General features: G+C 65.6%; 15 protein-coding genes. 9 read left to right on the top strand and 6 right to left on the bottom strand.

Annotated features, from left to right (window positions below; all coding sequences use genetic code 11):
• The first annotated feature begins 154 nt into the window (after positions 1-154).
• The 5 genes from AB4Z00_RS20890 to AB4Z00_RS20870 all read left to right on the top strand — a co-directional run bounded on the left by AB4Z00_RS20890 (position 155) and on the right by AB4Z00_RS20870 (position 4,814).
• On the top strand, positions 155-2,728 hold the full coding sequence (locus AB4Z00_RS20890) for a helicase-related protein (protein WP_442047061.1): 2,574 nt from the start codon (positions 155-157) through the stop codon (positions 2,726-2,728).
• 18 nt (positions 2,729-2,746) lie between these two features.
• The gene (locus AB4Z00_RS20885; protein WP_132264321.1) at positions 2,747-3,043 is read left to right on the top strand and encodes an RNA-binding S4 domain-containing protein; all 297 of its coding nucleotides are present in this window, start codon (positions 2,747-2,749) and stop codon (positions 3,041-3,043) included.
• Positions 3,044-3,058: 15 nt separating this feature from the next.
• Positions 3,059-3,397 carry a ferredoxin FdxA gene (fdxA, locus tag AB4Z00_RS20880; protein ID WP_021234860.1) on the top strand — a complete coding sequence of 113 codons (339 nt, stop codon included), beginning with the start codon at positions 3,059-3,061 and terminating at the stop codon, positions 3,395-3,397.
• Between the two features lie 343 nt (positions 3,398-3,740).
• A complete protein-coding gene (locus AB4Z00_RS20875) occupies positions 3,741-4,274 on the top strand; it encodes a CarD family transcriptional regulator (protein WP_054442043.1) in 534 nt (177 codons plus the stop codon).
• Positions 4,275-4,457: 183 nt separating this feature from the next.
• Positions 4,458-4,814, top strand: coding sequence for a DUF6726 family protein (locus tag AB4Z00_RS20870; protein ID WP_132264319.1), 357 nt, complete (start codon positions 4,458-4,460; stop codon positions 4,812-4,814).
• Positions 4,815-4,863: 49 nt separating this feature from the next.
• On the opposite strand, the gene AB4Z00_RS20865 is transcribed toward AB4Z00_RS20870, so the two are convergent.
• Positions 4,864-5,811 carry an L-threonylcarbamoyladenylate synthase gene (locus AB4Z00_RS20865; RefSeq protein ID WP_442047060.1) on the bottom strand — a complete coding sequence of 316 codons (948 nt, stop codon included), beginning with the start codon at positions 5,809-5,811 and terminating at the stop codon, positions 4,864-4,866.
• Positions 5,812-5,873: 62 nt separating this feature from the next.
• Between AB4Z00_RS20865 and AB4Z00_RS20860 the strand changes: the two genes are divergently transcribed.
• Both AB4Z00_RS20860 and AB4Z00_RS20855 read left to right on the top strand, forming a co-directional pair.
• Positions 5,874-7,649: an acyl-CoA dehydrogenase gene (locus AB4Z00_RS20860; protein ID WP_442047059.1), complete on the top strand. Its 1,776-nt coding sequence runs from the start codon at positions 5,874-5,876 to the stop codon at positions 7,647-7,649.
• Positions 7,646-8,473 (top strand): DUF815 domain-containing protein, encoded by an 828-nt coding sequence (locus tag AB4Z00_RS20855; RefSeq protein ID WP_442047058.1) that lies wholly within the window; start codon positions 7,646-7,648, stop codon positions 8,471-8,473. Before AB4Z00_RS20860 ends, AB4Z00_RS20855 begins: the two co-directional genes overlap by 4 nt.
• Before the next feature lie 125 nt (positions 8,474-8,598).
• Here AB4Z00_RS20855 and AB4Z00_RS20850 read toward each other — a convergent pair whose 3' ends face one another.
• Entirely contained in the window at positions 8,599-10,095 is a 1,497-nt protein-coding gene (locus AB4Z00_RS20850) for a PQQ-dependent sugar dehydrogenase (RefSeq protein WP_132264312.1), read from the bottom strand.
• A gap of 61 nt (positions 10,096-10,156) precedes the next feature.
• Between AB4Z00_RS20850 and AB4Z00_RS20845 the strand changes: the two genes are divergently transcribed.
• Together AB4Z00_RS20845 and AB4Z00_RS20840 are read left to right on the top strand one after the other, a co-directional pair.
• Positions 10,157-10,639, top strand: a complete 483-nt coding sequence (locus AB4Z00_RS20845) for a GAF domain-containing protein (RefSeq protein WP_442047057.1) — start codon at positions 10,157-10,159, stop codon at positions 10,637-10,639.
• Between the two features lie 152 nt (positions 10,640-10,791).
• The gene (locus tag AB4Z00_RS20840; protein ID WP_442047056.1) at positions 10,792-11,322 is read left to right on the top strand and encodes a hypothetical protein; all 531 of its coding nucleotides are present in this window, start codon (positions 10,792-10,794) and stop codon (positions 11,320-11,322) included.
• Between the two features lie 66 nt (positions 11,323-11,388).
• Here AB4Z00_RS20840 and AB4Z00_RS20835 read toward each other — a convergent pair whose 3' ends face one another.
• Genes AB4Z00_RS20835 through mnmG form a run of 4 tightly spaced genes read right to left on the bottom strand, consistent with a single transcriptional unit; the run spans position 11,389 to position 15,672 of the window.
• Positions 11,389-12,399, bottom strand: coding sequence for a ParB/RepB/Spo0J family partition protein (locus tag AB4Z00_RS20835; protein WP_314467807.1), 1,011 nt, complete (start codon positions 12,397-12,399; stop codon positions 11,389-11,391).
• Positions 12,396-13,172 (bottom strand): ParA family protein, encoded by a 777-nt coding sequence (locus tag AB4Z00_RS20830; RefSeq protein ID WP_132264304.1) that lies wholly within the window; start codon positions 13,170-13,172, stop codon positions 12,396-12,398. The genes AB4Z00_RS20835 and AB4Z00_RS20830 overlap by 4 nt, the downstream gene beginning before the upstream one ends.
• Positions 13,169-13,810, bottom strand: coding sequence for a 16S rRNA (guanine(527)-N(7))-methyltransferase RsmG (gene rsmG / locus AB4Z00_RS20825; RefSeq protein ID WP_134094824.1), 642 nt, complete (start codon positions 13,808-13,810; stop codon positions 13,169-13,171). Before rsmG ends, AB4Z00_RS20830 begins: the two co-directional genes overlap by 4 nt.
• Positions 13,807-15,672 (bottom strand): tRNA uridine-5-carboxymethylaminomethyl(34) synthesis enzyme MnmG, encoded by a 1,866-nt coding sequence (mnmG, locus tag AB4Z00_RS20820; RefSeq protein WP_442047055.1) that lies wholly within the window; start codon positions 15,670-15,672, stop codon positions 13,807-13,809. Before mnmG ends, rsmG begins: the two co-directional genes overlap by 4 nt.
• Between the last annotated feature and the right edge of the window lie 56 nt (positions 15,673-15,728).

Below are 15,728 nucleotides of genomic sequence, written 5' to 3'. Positions count from 1 at the left end.
CGTGCGCCGGCCCGATCCCGCAGGCGGCATGGCTAAGTGGCGACGTTCTGCCCCTTCAAGGTTAATCTGCAGCTAACACTGTGGATTTTCACCCCTGTTTTCGATGAGCCGAGACTTGCGGGGGGCTGGAGGGGGTGCCACATTCCTCCGCATAATGGTTCACGACCGGCATGCCTCGTCGCGAAACGACGCCCCCAGCGGGGTGAAGGCGGTGCTCGGTCCCACGAATACCGGCAAGACTCACCTCGCGATAGAGCGTCTCTGCGCCCATTCCAGCGGTGCCATCGGCTTTCCGCTCCGCCTGCTTGCGCGCGAAGTCTATGACCGGGTCTGCAAGATCAAGGGTGAGAAGAGCGTCGCCCTGATCACCGGCGAAGAGCGGATCGAGCCCAAGGACGCGCGCTACTTGCTCTGCACGGTGGAAGCCATGCCGGTGACGGAGCGCAGCCTGGCCTTCATCGCCATAGACGAAGCGCAGCTTTCCGCAGACCGCGAACGCGGCCACGTCTTCACTGACCGCCTGCTCCATGCCCGCGGCCGGGAGGAGACGATGATCCTGGGCTCCTCCACGCTCGAACCCATGGTGAAAGCGCTGGTCCCCGGCGTCGAAGTGGTCACCCGGCCGCGCTTCTCCACCCTCACCCATGCCGGCGCCAGGAAGCTCTCGCGCATTCCGCCGCGCAGCGCGATCGTCGCCTTTTCCGCGGAGCAGGTCTACGCCATTGCCGAAATGCTGCGCCGTTTCCGGGGCGGCGCGGCCGTGGTCATGGGCGCGCTCAGCCCGCAGACCCGCAATGCCCAGGTCGCGCTCTATCAATCTGGGGAGGTAGACTATCTCGTCGCCACCGATGCCATCGGCATGGGCCTCAACCTCGACGTGGAGCATGTCGCCTTCGCCGGTCTCTCCAAGTTCGACGGCCAGCGGCAGCGGCGACTCACGACCTCGGAAATGGCCCAGATCGCCGGGCGCGCCGGGCGCCACCAGACGGACGGCACTTTCGGCACACTCACCGGGTCCGGCGGACACGATTCCGAGTTCGAGCCCGACGAAGTCTATGCGATCGAGGAACATCGCTTCCCGCCGCTGACCAAGCTGTTCTGGCGTGATCCCGAACCCCGGTTCGACAGCGTCGCCACCCTGATCGCCGATCTGGAGACCCCGCCCGACCGGGACGGCCTGGTGCTGGCGCCCGAAGCCATCGACCTGGCCGTGCTCAAGCGCCTTGCCGATGACGGCACGGTCATGGACAGCCTGCACGGACACGCCATGGTCCGCCGTTTCTGGGAAGTCTGCCGCCTGCCGGACTTCCGCCAGCAGGGCGTGGAAACGCATTCGCGCTTCGTCGCGCGGCTCTGGCAGGATCTGCGCAGCGGCGAACTCGGCGCGGACTACATGGCCCAGCAGATCGCCAGGCTGGACCTGACTGGCGGCGATATCGACACCCTGCAGGGCCGCATCGCCGCCATTCGCTCCTGGGCCTATATCGCCCAGCGGCCGGACTGGGTGCTGGCCCGCGACGAAATGGCTGCACGCGCACGCGCGGTCGAGGCTCGCCTTTCCGATGCTCTCCATGGCAAACTCACCGAACGATTCATCAACCGCAGGACGGCTGTGCTCATGAAGAAACTCGGCCCCGATGCCGGACTGCTCTCGGTCCGCCTCGAAGACGAGGAAGTGCTGGTCGAAGGCGAGCATATCGGCTCCCTCCACGGCTTCGCCTTCCAGGTCGATCCCGCGGCCCGGCTGTCCGACCGCAAGCTCCTGCTGGCTGCGGCCGAACGGCACCTGCCGGGCCTTCTCCAGTCTCGCGCCGATGCCCTGACCGCCGCCGTGCACGAAGGCGTGGCGCCGCTGGCGCTGGAGAACGGCGCACTGAACTGGGAAGGCGCGCGCATCGCCGCCCTCACCCCCGGCCGCTCGCTGCTTGCACCGGTGCTCGTGCCGGACCGGTTGCTCGACGCGGTTCCCGCCCCTGCCCGCAAGGCGCTGGTCGCGGCGCTCGAGACCTGGGTGGAAAGCGCGCTCGAACCGCTGGCTCCGCTGGCCAAGCTGGACGAGGCAAGCCGTTCCGAGGAAGCGGGGCCGGACTTGCGCGCCCTGCTGATCACCCTGGTCGATCGCGGCGGCATGATCGCGCGCGAGGATTCGGGCGTCGACCGGCTCGACAAGGGCCGCCGCACTCTTCTGGCCAAGCTGGGGGTTCGCGTGGGCGCGCTGGATCTGTTCGTGCCGGCCATGCTGCGGCCCGCGCCCATCGCACTCTGGCGGCAACTGGCGCGGATCACCGGCCATTCCGTGCCCGGCGGCGAACCGGACGCTGCCATGCCGCCGACGATGGATGCCACCAAGCGCCACAAGGCACCCGGCTACAGGAACCTCGGCAAGCAGCTGGTCCGACTGGACATCGTGGAAAAGCTTCTGCGCGAGGCGCACGAGGCCCGTGTCGGCAGCGACAGCAGCGGCAATCGCGGGCCGTCGCGCTCGTTCTCGATCGATCCCGCAAGGGCCGTGTCCATGGGACTCACCACGGGCAGCTATGCACGGCTGCTGCGCTTCGGCGGGTTCCAGGCGATGATGCCCCGGCCCCTGGCGGAAGGCGCGCACGGACCGCTCGCGCCGGTGCGCTGGCGCTGGCGTCCGCCGCGGCGCCAGGCCGAGGAAGTTCGCGAGGTACCCCAGCGCACGGACGGCGCCTTCGCGGCGCTGGGCGAACTGCTGGGCAGATAGCGGGGAGGAAGAGCGCGGATGAGGATCGACAAGCTTCTCTGGTTCCTGCGCCTCACCAGGACGCGTCCCCTGGCCCAGGCACTGGCGGAAGACGGCCATATCCGGCTCAACAGCCGCCGGGTCGAGCGGGCGCATCAGAAGGTGGCGGTCGGCGATGTTCTCACCCTGCCGACAGCTCAGGGCGTGCAGGTGATAGAAATCCTTTGCCTTCCGGAGCGCCGAGGCCCTGCCCCAGAAGCGCAAGCCTGCTACAGAGTGCTTGACGCGGGGGCAGATGTTCCCATAGCAGCGGCCAACCGAAACGAGGCCTTCTAAGAGGAATACGCAGCCATGACCTATGTCGTCACCGACAATTGCATCCGGTGCAAGTACATGGATTGCGTCGAAGTCTGTCCGGTGGACTGCTTCTACGAAGGCGAGAACATGCTGGTCATCAACCCCAGCGAGTGCATCGACTGCGGCGTCTGTGAACCGGAATGCCCCGCCGAAGCGATCCTGCCCGATACCGAGAGCGGCCTTGAGCAATGGCTCGAGCTGAATGCCAAGTATTCGGCCGAATGGCCCAACCTCACCACCAAGAAGGACGCGCCGGAAGACGCGGACGCGATGCGCGGCGAGGAAGGCAAGCTGGAAAAATATTTCTCCCCTGAGCCCGGCGAGGGCGACTGATCGGCCTTGGGAAACCTCCGGCTTTCCGCCGGGTTTCCCCCAAGGCAGAGGCACTTGGCGGGTCGAAATGACCCGCACCGGCACATCCTGAGGCGAGCGACGGTTAAACGTTAGCTCGCCTCTGGTAATTTTGTCACATCGGTGCTATATAATCCGACAACTGCCCGGGCCCTCTGCCCGTTCGGCAGGCATTTTCATTGCGAGGCAGGGTTCGAAAAGCAAACGGCTGGGAGAGTTATCTGACCGGGCGGCGGAGAGGCTATTGTCCTTTCCACGTCGCATCCACCCGGGTTTCTCTCACCGTAAGTATGGCAACGGACCACTGCAGGTGAAAGGACGATACATGGCAACCAGGGCCGATGCCTTCGATGTTGGAGATTACGTCGTTTACCCTAAGCACGGCGTAGGTCGTGTCATCGAGCTCCAGAAGCAGGAAATTGCCGGGATGCAGCTCGATCTTTATGTTCTGCGCTTCGAAAAAGAGCGCATGACTCTTCGGGTTCCCGTCAACAAGGTCGAATCGATCGGCATGCGCAAGCTGTCGTCCGACAAGACCCTGCGTGAAGCTCTCGATACGCTCAAGGGCAAACCCAAGGTAAAGCGCACCATGTGGTCGCGCCGCGCCCAGGAATACGAAGCCAAGATCAACTCGGGCGACCTCGTGTCGATCGCCGAAGTGACTCGCGACCTGTTCCGCGCTGACGATCAGCCGGAGCAGAGCTATTCGGAACGTCAGATCTTCGAAGCGGCTTCGTCGCGCCTGGCCCGCGAACTCGCGGCGATGGAAAAGACCGACGAGCCGGCCGCTCTGAAGAAGATCCTCGCGATCCTCAACGAATACGCTCCCAAGTATTACGAGAGCGCTGAAGCAGTCTGATCAGACGCAGCGTAGATCGCACGCAAAGGGGCCGCTTCCACACCGGAAGCGGCCCCTTTCGCTTGTGGGCACCTGGGAGCAATCGTCGCCTGACGGGTCGGTGTCGATTGCCCGGCCGGATGTTCGTGTTCGCCCAGATGTTCATTGCCCGGAAATGCGCTTCGTGACAGGTTCCGCGGCACGATGAACCCACGCACCCTGCTCAAGCTCGCCCCCTCGCTTTCGGCCCCCTCGCTTCTGGCACCCGCCGCCGCGCTCCTCCTTACCGGCTGTCTCAGCACGGCCGGGAAGATCGTGACCGCACCGGTGCGCATCGCGGGTTCGGCCGTGGACGCGGTCACGACCAGCCAGTCCGAAGCTGACGAAAAGCGCGGCCGCCAGATGCGCGAACAGGAAGAGAAGCTGGGCAAGATGCAGCGCCAGTACCAGAAGCACTTGCGCCAGTGCGACCAGGGCGACCGCCAGGCCTGCAACAAGGCCCGCGATGACTATGCCGACATGCAGTACCTGATGCCCGGCGCCGTACCGCAGCGCCGCTGAACCGCCAGTGCCGACACGTTTTGCCGGATCCGATCCGCGATGACGTGTCTCAGGCCGCGGCCCGGCTCAATCGATCGTTGATCGCCGCGCCGACACCGTCCTGCGGAATCGGCGCGACGGCTATGCGCGGCTGACTCGCGGCCGCGCCCTCATGCAGCAAGGCATAGAGCCGCGAGGCCGCCTCGATCACATCGCCCGAGGCCGAAAGGCTTGCATCGCCGGCGACATTGCCGAAGCCGATATGGAATTCGTCCTCCGCCGCGGTCTCGGCATTCAGCCGCACCGGCTTGCCCGGCGCATAGTGACTGGCGAGCTGCCCCGGGGCCTCGATCTCCTGTGACGTCACGGCGTCGCATTCGGTGCCGAGAATCGCGCGTATGGCCTCCTGCGGAATCGGACCCGGCCTCAAGACCTGCCAACGCCCGTCATCGCGCAGCGCAATGATGGTCGATTCCACACCGGCCTCACAGGCCCCGCCATCCAGCACCGCATCCACATTGGCACCCAGCGAGGCAACCACATGCTCCGCGCGCGTCGGACTCACGCCGCCGCTTCGGTTCGCGGAAGGGCCCGCGAGCGCCAGCCCGGATTCGGCAAGGACAGCCCGCATCAGGGGATGCGCCGGGCAGCGCAGCGCCACCGTCGGCAGCCCTGCGGTGACGGCGGGGGCAACCTCCGCACCTTCGCGCAAGGGCAGCACCAGAGTGAGGGCGCCCGGCCAGAAAGCAGCGGCAAGCTTCTCCGCGCGCGCATCGAGAACTGCTAGGCGGTGCGCCGCAGCAAGATCCGCGACATGGACGATCAGCGGGTTGAAGCTGGGGCGACCCTTGGCGCGATAGATCGCCGCCACCGAGGCATCCCGGTCGGCACGGGCCATGAGGCCATAAACCGTCTCGGTGGGAACGGCGACCAGTCCACCAACGCGCAGCAGCTCGGCGGCGCGCGCGACACCGGCCACGCCGGCCGCCAGAAGTTCGGGTCGAAGGTTGCGCTCCATACTCCGCCGCTATAGCCCACGCCCCCGAAAGCCAAGAAAAACCGCGCAGAGGATGCTTCCGAATGACCTACACGCCCCCCAGCACCGACCAGATCCTGGCCTTGCGGGTCAATGCCGGGCTGGACGAACTCGCGGCGCATGAGCGCTTCTCCGCGGCCAGTCCCGACCTTGTCGAAGCCATCGTGGAGGGCGCGGGCGCCTTTGCCGCCGGCGAATGGGCCCCGCTCAACCGCAAGGGCAACACCGAGGGCGCGCGCCTCTCCGATGGCAGGGTCGTGCTGCCTGACGGCTTTGCGCAGGCCTATCGCGCTTTCGTGGATGCCGGATGGAACGCCATCGCCGCGCCGGAAGAATTCGGCGGACAGGGCCTGCCTCTCTCCTTGGCGATAGCCGCGATGGAGTGCCTCGGCAGTGCCAACATGGGCTTCTCGCTTCTGCCGATGCTGACCCTTGGCGCGATCGAAGCGGTGATTCATCACGGCACCGAAGCCCAGCAGGCCATGTACCTGCCGCATGTCGTCAGCGGAGAATGGTCGGCGACGATGAACCTCACCGAACCGCAGGCCGGATCCGACGTCGGCGCCCTGAGAACCACCGCCACGCCCATCGCGGAAGGCCCGCATAAGGGCAAGTATCGCATCGCCGGACAGAAGATCTTCATCACCTGGGGCGAGCACGATCTGGCCGGGAACATCGTCCACCTCGTTCTGGCCCGCACGCCCGGCGCGCCGGCCGGGTCGCGCGGTATCTCGCTCTTCATCGTGCCGAAGTTCCACGTGGAACATGACGGCTCGCTCGGTGCCAGAAACGACCTGAAGGTCGTCAGCATCGAGCACAAGCTCGGCATCCATGCCTCGCCCACATGCGTGATGAGTTACGGCGACAACGGCGAGTGCATCGGCGAACTGATCGGCCGCGAGAACGAGGGCCTTCGCTGCATGTTCACGATGATGAACAACGCTCGGGTCAACGTCGGCGCTCAAGGCGTCCAGATCGCGGAACGCGCCATGCAGCAGGCGATGGCCTACGCCACGGATCGCATTCAGTCCGCCCGCGCCGGATCGGCCGACAAGCAGCCCGTCGCCATCGTCGAGCACCCGGACGTCCGCCGCATGCTCCTGCGGATGCGGGCGCTTACCGAAGGCGGCCGCGCCCTGCTCTACTATGCGGCCGGCCAGCTCGATCGCGGGTCCCTGGATGACAAAGCCGCGCGGTTACGTGCGGAGCTGCTGGTGCCGATGGTCAAGGCCTGGTGCACCGACATGGGCGTCGAGGTCGCCAGCATCGGCGTGCAGGTCCACGGCGGCATGGGCTTCATCGAGGAGACCGGCGCCGCCCAGCACTACCGGGACGCCCGCATCGCCCCGATCTACGAAGGCACCAACGGCATCCAGGCCGCAGACCTCGTGACTCGAAAACTCGCTCTCGAAGGCGGCCAGGTCCTGTTCTCGCTGATGGAGGAGATCCAGGCCTATGCCACGGGAGGCGACTGCCTCTCGCTACAGGAACTTGCCGAATGCTGCCGCCAGACGGCAGAACATCTCATCGGCGCACCCCAAGGAGACGAGCGCCCCGATAGCCGGTCCCTCGATAACCGACTCGGCGCCAGCGTACCCTTCCTGGCCGGCTGCGCCATCGCCGTGGCCGCCTGGCAGCTTCACCGCCAGGCTGACGCCCTGCCCTCCGCAGGCCTGTCCAATGCCTTTGCCAAGCGGAAAAAGGTGGTCGCGCGATACTTTATCGAGCATCTGGTGCCCGAAGCCATGGGCTACCTCGCCCAAGCCCAGAAGGGTGCGAGCCTTCTCTACGAACTGACGAGCGAAGAACTGACAGCATGACCGACCAGATCGAAGTCCTCAGCCGCATTGCCGAAGCCCTTGAACGCCTGGCACCGCCCGCCGCCGCGCAGGTCGACTGGCTGGCCCATCCCGCCTATGTCTGGACCGGGGCGGAAGCGCGCGGCGTTCCCGAACTGCTCGCGCCGCCGCTCGAACTTCTGCGGGGCATCGATTCCCAGAAGGAGCGCGTGGTCGGCAATGTCGAGCGCCTCGCCGCCGGCTATGCCGCGCACGACATGCTGCTCTGGGGCTCGCGCGGGATGGGCAAGTCCGCGGTGATGCGCGCCGCCATCCGCGCTGCCCAGGCGGCCCATCCCGGCCGCATCGCGCTGGTGCAGGTGGCGCAGGAGGCCCTGCACGGGGTGTCCGCTCTCTTCGCCCTGCTGGGGAAAGTGGACCGCCAGTTCCTCGTCTTCATCGACGATCTCGGCTTCGAGGAGCATGATGGCGCCGGCCCGCGCCTGCTGCGCTCCTGGCTGGAAGGCGGGGTGGAAGCCCGGCCGAACAATGTCCGTCTTGCCGTCACCGCCAACCGCCGCGCGATCGTCTCACGCTCGATGTCGGAGCAGGATGACCCGATCAACACGCGCGACGTCGTGGACGACCGGCTCGCTCTGGCCGATCGCTTCGGACTCTCGATCGGCTTCCATAACTGCGACCAGCCCTCCTACCTCGCGATCATCGCCGGCTATACCGAACAGTTCGGGCTGGCCTTCGACGAGCATGACGCGCTGGAATGGTCGCGACGCCGTGGCGCCCGTTCGGGCCGCGTGGCCTGGCAGTATGTAACCGAAGTCGCCGGCCGGGCCGGCAAGATCGTCTGAGCAAGGAGTCCGGGCGGCCCCCGCGCGGACAGCATCCGGGTGCCGGAATAGCAGCTCTCAGGCCCTGGCTCCGGCCTCACATACCGATCTACAAAAAAGGGGACCCGAAGGTCCCCTTTTCCTTGTCAGTGGCCCGCAGGCAGCATTTTGTCCGGTCCTTTGGTGAACCCGGCTTCGAGGTTGCCGGTAGCGCCGGGAACGGTGGGATCCTTGATCTCTTCCAGCGGCTTCATGTGTTCGGTCTCCACCGCCTTGATCGCTGCCGAAGGCGCCGCGCCGGGCGCCTGCACCCGCCAGACCACGCCTGCGGTATCGTCCGTGACGAGCAGACTGCCGGTCTTGTCAAAGGCCAGCCAGGTGGGGCGGCCGCGCGTATGCGAGGCGTCCTTCAGGAAGCCCGAGAGCACGGGGATCGGCTTCACATCCTGCGGATTGCCATTGGCATCGAAGGGCACGAAGACCACGTCGTAGCCCACCGCCGGACGGCGATTCCAGGAACCATGGCGAGCGACGAAGGCGCCGTTGGCAAACTTGCTGCCCATGCGGTTTCCGCCGCCTGCGAAGACCATACCGAGCACGCTGGCGTGCGCGCCCATCGCGTATTCCGGCTTGCGGGTATATTCGAGCATGTAAGTCTGCATCGGCCACTGCACGCGTTCGTCGAACGTCGTCTTCCAGTAGACCCAGGGCCAGCCATACTGCGCACCCACCGGCACGTTGGTCAGATAATCGGGCACGAGGTCCGGGCCGAGCATGTCGCGCTCCTGCACGGTCGCCCACAGCTCTCCGGTAGATGGATTCCAGCCCAGGCCGTTGGGATTGCGCATGCCGGCCGCGAACTGGCGGCGGCGGGCGGTGTCGATGTCGATCTCCCAGATCGCTGCGCGGCCCGTTTCCGCTTCCATGCCATCATCGGCGATATTGCTGGCCGAACCGACCGTGACGTAGAGATGCTTGCCGTCCTGGCTGAGCAGCAGGTTGCGCATCCAGTGGTTTCCGGCCGGCGGCAGGTCCATCATCGTGCGCAGCGGCTTGCCGTCCAGCTTGGTGGCGCCGGGCTGGAAGGCGAATTCAAGAACCTTGTCGTGATTGGCGATGTAGAGTTTGCCGTTCTGGTAGGCCATGCCCGAGGGCGAATGCATGTCGGCGGCACGGAAATCGAAACGCTGTTCCGCTTTGCCATCGCCGTCCGCATCGCGCAGCAGCACGATCTTGTCGGGCGAGGCCTCACCGGCGCCCACCTTGTTGAACATCCAGCCCATCACCATGCCGGTCACGCCCTTGGGCTTGTTGCCGGCAGGCGCATTGGTTTCCGCTACCAGCACGTCGCCATTGGGCAGAGTGAGCATGGTGCGGGGRTGGTCGAGACCTTCGGCGAAGCGGGCCACCGCCAGCCCCTGCCCTGCCTTGGGTGCCTCGTTGGCAGCCCAGCCCACGGGCTCCAGCAGCTTGACGCTGGGAATCCATTGCGGGTCCGGCTCGACCAGCTTCGGATCCTTGCCCACCGTGTCGTCGAACGGGAGATCGGATGTGTTGGAGTACTGGGACCAGGCGATCACGCCGACGACGGCGAGAATGACCACGACGAGGGCCAGGGCGACTTTCGTGAGAATGGAGCGCATGCCCCTGAAATAAGCCGGTCCCGCCTATGCGGCAACAGGGACTTGGAGTAACGGAAGGGTCATGTACGACTTTGCTCCCCGGGGCGATCAGCCCAAGCCCGAACTCTATGCAGACCTTACCTCGGCCGCCAAGGCCCTGGTGGACGGCGAACCGGACGGCGTGGCCAACATGGCCAACGTTGCGGCGCTGATTTGGCAGTTCCTGCCCGAGCTGAACTGGGCGGGATTCTATCGCAATATCGAGGACGAGCTGGTGCTCGGTCCCTTCGTGGGCAAGCCCGCCTGCATCCGCATCCCCTTGGGCCGAGGCGTCTGCGGTACGGCGGCGGCCAGCGGCGAGACTCAAGTCGTTCCCGATGTCCATGCTTTCCCCGGCCATATCGCCTGCGATGCCGACAGCCGCTCCGAGCTGGTGGTCCCAGTCATTCGCGACGGCAAAGTCGTGGCGGTGATCGACCTCGACAGCCCGATTGCCAATCGCTTCGACCGCGAGGATGCCGAAGGCATCGAGGCGCTCGCGGCCATCATCGCATCTTCGATCTGATTCCTGCCGTCTCTCGACGGGACTTTCTCCTGCCGTCTCACGCCGGGACTGGCCGGCGAGAGCGGGAAGCTTGGCCTTTCGCGGCTCATGGTGCTAAACAGTCCGTTAACAGACGCGGCTAATGCCCATGATCCCGTGAAAAGGCCCAGCGAATGCGTAAGACCCTCAGCACCGCGAGTCTCGCCCTTGCCCTGCTTTCCAGCACTTCGGTAGCCTTTGCCGCCGACGACCAGGCCGGCGCGGATTATCTTCGGGGCACGCCGCAGGGCTCTTCCGCCAGCACCCAGGCGATTCGCTACGAATTCGATCCCGCCCAGCGCGATGCCTGGCTGGCCGATTGCCATGGCAAGGTCGCAGCAAGCCGCCGGCCCCGCTCGGGAACCTACCGCGAAAACCAGGGCGCTAGCGGCGAGTGCGAAGCGTATCTCGACGACTATCTCGCCCGCTATCGGCAGGGCCAAGTCGCGGTACCGGTCTATGGCTATGCGGCTCCCGGCTATGCTTACGTCTATCCAGCCCAGTCGATGCGGATGGTATCGATCCCCGTAATCCAGGCCATCGACGGACGCGGCGAACCTATCGCTTATGCCGAGGAAGCCGGCGTTCGCCCCGCCCGCCGAACGATCCCGCGCCGCAATCCCGCCGCAGCCGAGGCTTCCGGCGAGGTCTACGAAGCGCAATAGGCCAAAGAAAAGCGGCGCCCGAACCGAGGTTCAGGCGCCGCCCAATCTTTCCAAAAAGCCGGCCGCTCAGATAGATCCGCCAGTGAGGCGCTGGCAGATCAGGTCGAGCTGGTCGAGCGTGGCATAGCGGATCGTCACCGTGCCTGACTTGGGATCGGCATCGGCGTTGATCTTCACCGGCAACCCCAGAAACTCCTCAAGGTGGCTCTGCACCGCGACGATGTCGGCATCCTCATGCGGGTTGCGAGCAGTGCGCGCCCGGCGCGGAGCAACGTCTCCGCGCGCCTTCTTGCGAACCAGCTTCTCGATCTCACGCACTGACATCTGCTTGGTGATCGCGGCGTCGGCGATCTCCTCGGCATCATCGCAACCGATGAGCGCACGGGCATGGCCCATGGACAGGCTGCCCTTCTCGACCATCGAGATCACGCCGTCCGGCAGCGCGAGCAGGCGCTGGAAGTTGGCGACATGGCTGCGGCTCTTGTCGACCATGCGGGCGATCTCGGCCTGAGTCATGCCCTCGAATTCCGCCAGGCGGTTATAGGCCCGCGCTTCCTCGATGGGGTTGAGGTCTTCGCGCTGCAGGTTCTCGATCAGGGCCAGTGCCATGACCTCGCGCTCGGTAAGTTCCCGCACCAGTGCAGGAATCTCGTGGAGCTGCGCCTTCTGCGCCGCGCGCCAACGACGCTCGCCCGCGACCAGCTGGTACCGGCCGTTGTCCATCGGCCGCACGATGATCGGCTGAATCACACCGCGATGGGCGATCGAAGCTGCCAGCTCTTCCAGCGCCTCCTCGTCGAAAATCCGACGGGGCTGATCCGGGTGCGGGGTGATGTCGGCGATGGCCAGGACGGCAAGCCCCCCTGCCCGCGGTAAACCGCTACGACCTTCCGACAGGCCGGAAGCGGCCAGAGGTTCCTCGCGCCGGGTCTCGCCCAGCAGGGCACCCAGACCTCGTCCAAGGCCCTTCGGTTTCGCCTTCGAGGCAGAGGCCGAGGGTCCGGGCGCGGCCGATTCCTGAGCGGTCGGATCCTTGACGGGGGGTATGCTGAGGCGGACGATCGATTCGTCGTTCATGCCGCTTTCCTCTTCTCGGGCAGTCGGGTGATAAGTTCGCGCGCCAGGGCCATGTAGGCGCGGCTGCCGGCGCAGGCATGATCGTAGATCAAGGCGGGCACGCCGTGACTGGGCGCTTCGGAAAGGCGCACATTGCGCGGAATGGTGGTCTCGAAAACGAGCTGGCCCAGGCACGAGCGGACGTCTTCGGAGACCTGATCGGTCAGGCGGTTGCGCCGATCGAACATGGTCAGCGCAATGCCGATAATGCCAAGATCCGGATTGAACCGCTGCTGCACCCGCTCCACCGTCTGGAGCAGCTGGCTAAGTCCTTCCAGCGCGAAGAACTCGCACTGAAGCGGCACCAGCAGGGTATCGGCCGCGGTGAGCGCATTGAGCGTCAGCAGGCCCAGCGAAGGCGGGCAGTCGATCAGGCAGACGTCGTAACCCAGGTCGACCCGCAGCGCCGAACGGAGACGGTTGGCGCGGTCGTCCGCGTTCACCAGTTCCACTTCGGCGCCGGAAAGATCGACGGTGGCTGCCAGCAGATCGAGACCGGGAATGCTGGTGGGCATGACGCAATCGGCTACCCGTGCGCGGTCGACCAGCACTTCGTAGGATGTGCGTTCCCGATCGGAGGCCGAAACGCCGATTCCCGTCGAGGCATTGCCTTGCGGATCGAGGTCGATCAGCAGGGTATTCCAGCCAGTCGCAGCAAGCGCGGTCGCGACGTTGATCGCGGTCGTGGTCTTTCCAACCCCGCCCTTCTGGTTGGCGATAGCGATACGGATCACTTGGTCATACCCTTCCTGTCGGCCAGCTTACCGACAATGATGCCTGCATGCGGGTCCGTCAGGGACTGTTCCACGTGGAACATGTGCCGCCACTTGCGAAGGTCTTCCAGTTCTTGCTTTGCCGACCGCCCTTTGGGCAACAGCCAAACCGTGTCGCTTGTGGAAAAACGTGCGGAAATTGTCAGAAGTTTTTCAAGAGGCGCAAAAGCGCGCGCGGAAATCACGCTTGCGGGGAAGCTCTCGACGAGTTCGAGACGTTGCCCGGCGATACGCGCATTATCCAGTCCCATGGCCACGCGCGCCCGATCGAGCCACTCGACTCGCCGCGTGCGCGATTCGACCATGACCACTTCGCACTCGGGCCTCAGCGCCGCGATGACGAGGCCGGGGAAACCGGCGCCGGTACCAAGGTCGATCCAGGGGGAAGATGTTTCACGTGAAACATAGGGAAGAAGCTGCGCGCTATCTACGATATGCCGCAGCCAGACCTGCTCCAGACTCGCAGCGGAAACGAGGTTCTGCTGGCGGTTCTCCTCGACCAGCATGGCGATCAAGGTCTCCAGGCGAACCCAGGCGTCCTCGTCGCATTCGGGCAGTTTCCGCAGCCATTCGCGTGCTTCGTCTTCCGTCGTGATCATGCCGCCTCCCTGCGGGCATGGACCAGCAGCGCCGCCAGCGCTGCCGGAGTGATTCCGGGGATCCGCCCGGCCGCTGCGAGACTCGCTGGCCTGGCCTTGCTCAACCTCTCGACCATCTCTCGCGAGAGGCCGGGAATGTCGGCATATGGAAAATCATCGGGCAACGTCAGGCCCTCGCTGGCCCGAAGGTCACGTAGCTCGCGTTCCTGCCGTTCGAGGTACGGCGCGTAAGCCGCGTCCTCCACCATCTCCTCGATCAAGTCAGAGTCTTCCAGCAGGGCCGGATCAAGCCAGGGGGCAAGGCCAGCCACATCGACTCCGCCGAACCGCAGCCACTCGCGAATGGGAAGCCGTCCGACATCCGCACGCACCGGGAGACCGGCCTGCGCCAGTTCATGCCCGGTCACTTCGATGCCGAATGCCGTGTCCACTTTGGCCCGATCCTCAAGCCGCCGTTCGAACCATGCCTTGCGCTCCGGGCCGGCTGCACCGATCTGGATGGCCAGCGGAGTCAGCCGTGTCGAGGCATTGTTCGCGCGAAGACGGAGGCGATACTCGGCCCGCGCCGTGAGCATGCGATAAGGCTCGCTCACGCCGTGAAGGGTGAGATCGTCGATCATCACCGCCATGTAGCTGTTGGCCCGGTCCAGCGCCGGGATCTCGCGTCCAAGCACATCCGCAGCGGCATGCATCCCGGCGACAAGACCTTGCGCAGCGGCTTCCTCGTAGCCGGTCGTGCCATTGATCTGGCCGGCGCAGTAGAGCCCCGGCATGTCACGCTGTTCCAGACTCGTGCGGAGCGCACGGGGGTCGATGTGGTCGTACTCAACGGCGTAGCCGGGAACGACCATCTCCACCCGCTCCAGGCCTTCCATGGTGCGCAGCATTGCAAGCTGCACATCCGCCGGAAGCGAGGTGCTCACGCCGTTCGGATAGACCAGCGGGTTATCGAGACCTTCCGGCTCCAGGAATATCTGATGGCCGTCGCGATCGGCGAAGCGGTGAATCTTGTCCTCGATCGAGGGGCAGTAGCGCGGACCGGAAGCACCGATCGCGCCGGTGAACAGCGGGGAGCGGTGGAGGTTCTCGCGGATCACGTCATGGGTGCGCGGGTTTGTCCGCGTGATGGCGCAGAAGACTTGCGGAACCTTGCGTCGCCGCGCCGCGCCGTCCTTGGGGGCCATGGCCGACATCGTCCAGTCCTCGCCATCGGAAGGCTGCTCGTCGAGCCGGCCCCAGTCGATGGTGCGGCCATCGAGACGCGGCGGTGTTCCCGTCTTGAGTCGCGCCATCGGCAAGGCGGCGTCGCGCATCTGTGCTGCCAGGCGCTGCGCGGAAGACTCGCCGATGCGACCGCCGGTGAGCCGCTCTTCGCCCCGGAACAAGGTGCCGCCAAGGAAAGTACCCGTGCAGAGAATCACGGCACGCGCGGCAACCTTCGTGCCGTCACCCAGCTCGATGCCGACCACCCTGCCCTGTTCGATAACGAGCGCCGCTGCCTCGCCGCCGATCAGGGTGAGGTCGCCCTGCTGCTGCAGCAGGTCATGGATAGCCGCCCGAAACAGCTTGCGATCGGCCTGGACCCGTGGGCCCTGAACCGCGCTGCCTTTCGAGCGGTTGAGCATGCGGTAATGGATGGCAGCCGCATCGGCAGCGCGCGCGATGAGGCCATCGAAGGCATCGACCTCGCGCACGAGGTGCCCCTTGCCCAACCCGCCGATGGCAGGGTTGCAGCTCATGGCCCCCACCGCATCGAGATCGAAGCTCACCAGAGCGACACGCGCGCCCATACGCGCGGCAACCGCCGCCGCCTCGCAGCCGGCATGGCCGCCGCCGATCACGATCACATCAAAGGAATGCATGGACGATGCGCTTACCCGAAGCGACGAGTCCCGTCAAAGTCGTTGAAAGTGTTTCA

Source organism: Novosphingobium sp. YAF33, from assembly GCF_052113265.1.
In the GTDB taxonomy this organism is placed as follows: domain Bacteria; phylum Pseudomonadota; class Alphaproteobacteria; order Sphingomonadales; family Sphingomonadaceae; genus Novosphingobium.
Note: the sequence above shows the minus strand (reverse complement) of the source record. Positions and strands in the feature narration are given on the sequence as shown.

Excerpts from the sequence above, each read along its gene's own strand:
- AB4Z00_RS20890 (WP_442047061.1), top strand. The coding sequence starts at position 155 with ATGGTTCACGACCGGCATGCCTCGTCGCGAAACGACGCCCCCAGCGGG.
- AB4Z00_RS20885 (WP_132264321.1), top strand. The coding sequence starts at position 2,747 with ATGAGGATCGACAAGCTTCTCTGGTTCCTGCGCCTCACCAGGACGCGT.
- fdxA (WP_021234860.1), top strand. The coding sequence starts at position 3,059 with ATGACCTATGTCGTCACCGACAATTGCATCCGGTGCAAGTACATGGAT.
- AB4Z00_RS20875 (WP_054442043.1), top strand. The coding sequence starts at position 3,741 with ATGGCAACCAGGGCCGATGCCTTCGATGTTGGAGATTACGTCGTTTAC.
- AB4Z00_RS20870 (WP_132264319.1), top strand. The coding sequence starts at position 4,458 with ATGAACCCACGCACCCTGCTCAAGCTCGCCCCCTCGCTTTCGGCCCCC.
- AB4Z00_RS20865 (WP_442047060.1), bottom strand. The coding sequence starts at position 5,811 with ATGGAGCGCAACCTTCGACCCGAACTTCTGGCGGCCGGCGTGGCCGGT.
- AB4Z00_RS20860 (WP_442047059.1), top strand. The coding sequence starts at position 5,874 with ATGACCTACACGCCCCCCAGCACCGACCAGATCCTGGCCTTGCGGGTC.
- AB4Z00_RS20855 (WP_442047058.1), top strand. The coding sequence starts at position 7,646 with ATGACCGACCAGATCGAAGTCCTCAGCCGCATTGCCGAAGCCCTTGAA.
- AB4Z00_RS20845 (WP_442047057.1), top strand. The coding sequence starts at position 10,157 with ATGTACGACTTTGCTCCCCGGGGCGATCAGCCCAAGCCCGAACTCTAT.
- AB4Z00_RS20840 (WP_442047056.1), top strand. The coding sequence starts at position 10,792 with ATGCGTAAGACCCTCAGCACCGCGAGTCTCGCCCTTGCCCTGCTTTCC.
- AB4Z00_RS20835 (WP_314467807.1), bottom strand. The coding sequence starts at position 12,399 with ATGAACGACGAATCGATCGTCCGCCTCAGCATACCCCCCGTCAAGGAT.
- rsmG (WP_134094824.1), bottom strand. The coding sequence starts at position 13,810 with ATGATCACGACGGAAGACGAAGCACGCGAATGGCTGCGGAAACTGCCC.
- mnmG (WP_442047055.1), bottom strand. The coding sequence starts at position 15,672 with ATGCATTCCTTTGATGTGATCGTGATCGGCGGCGGCCATGCCGGCTGC.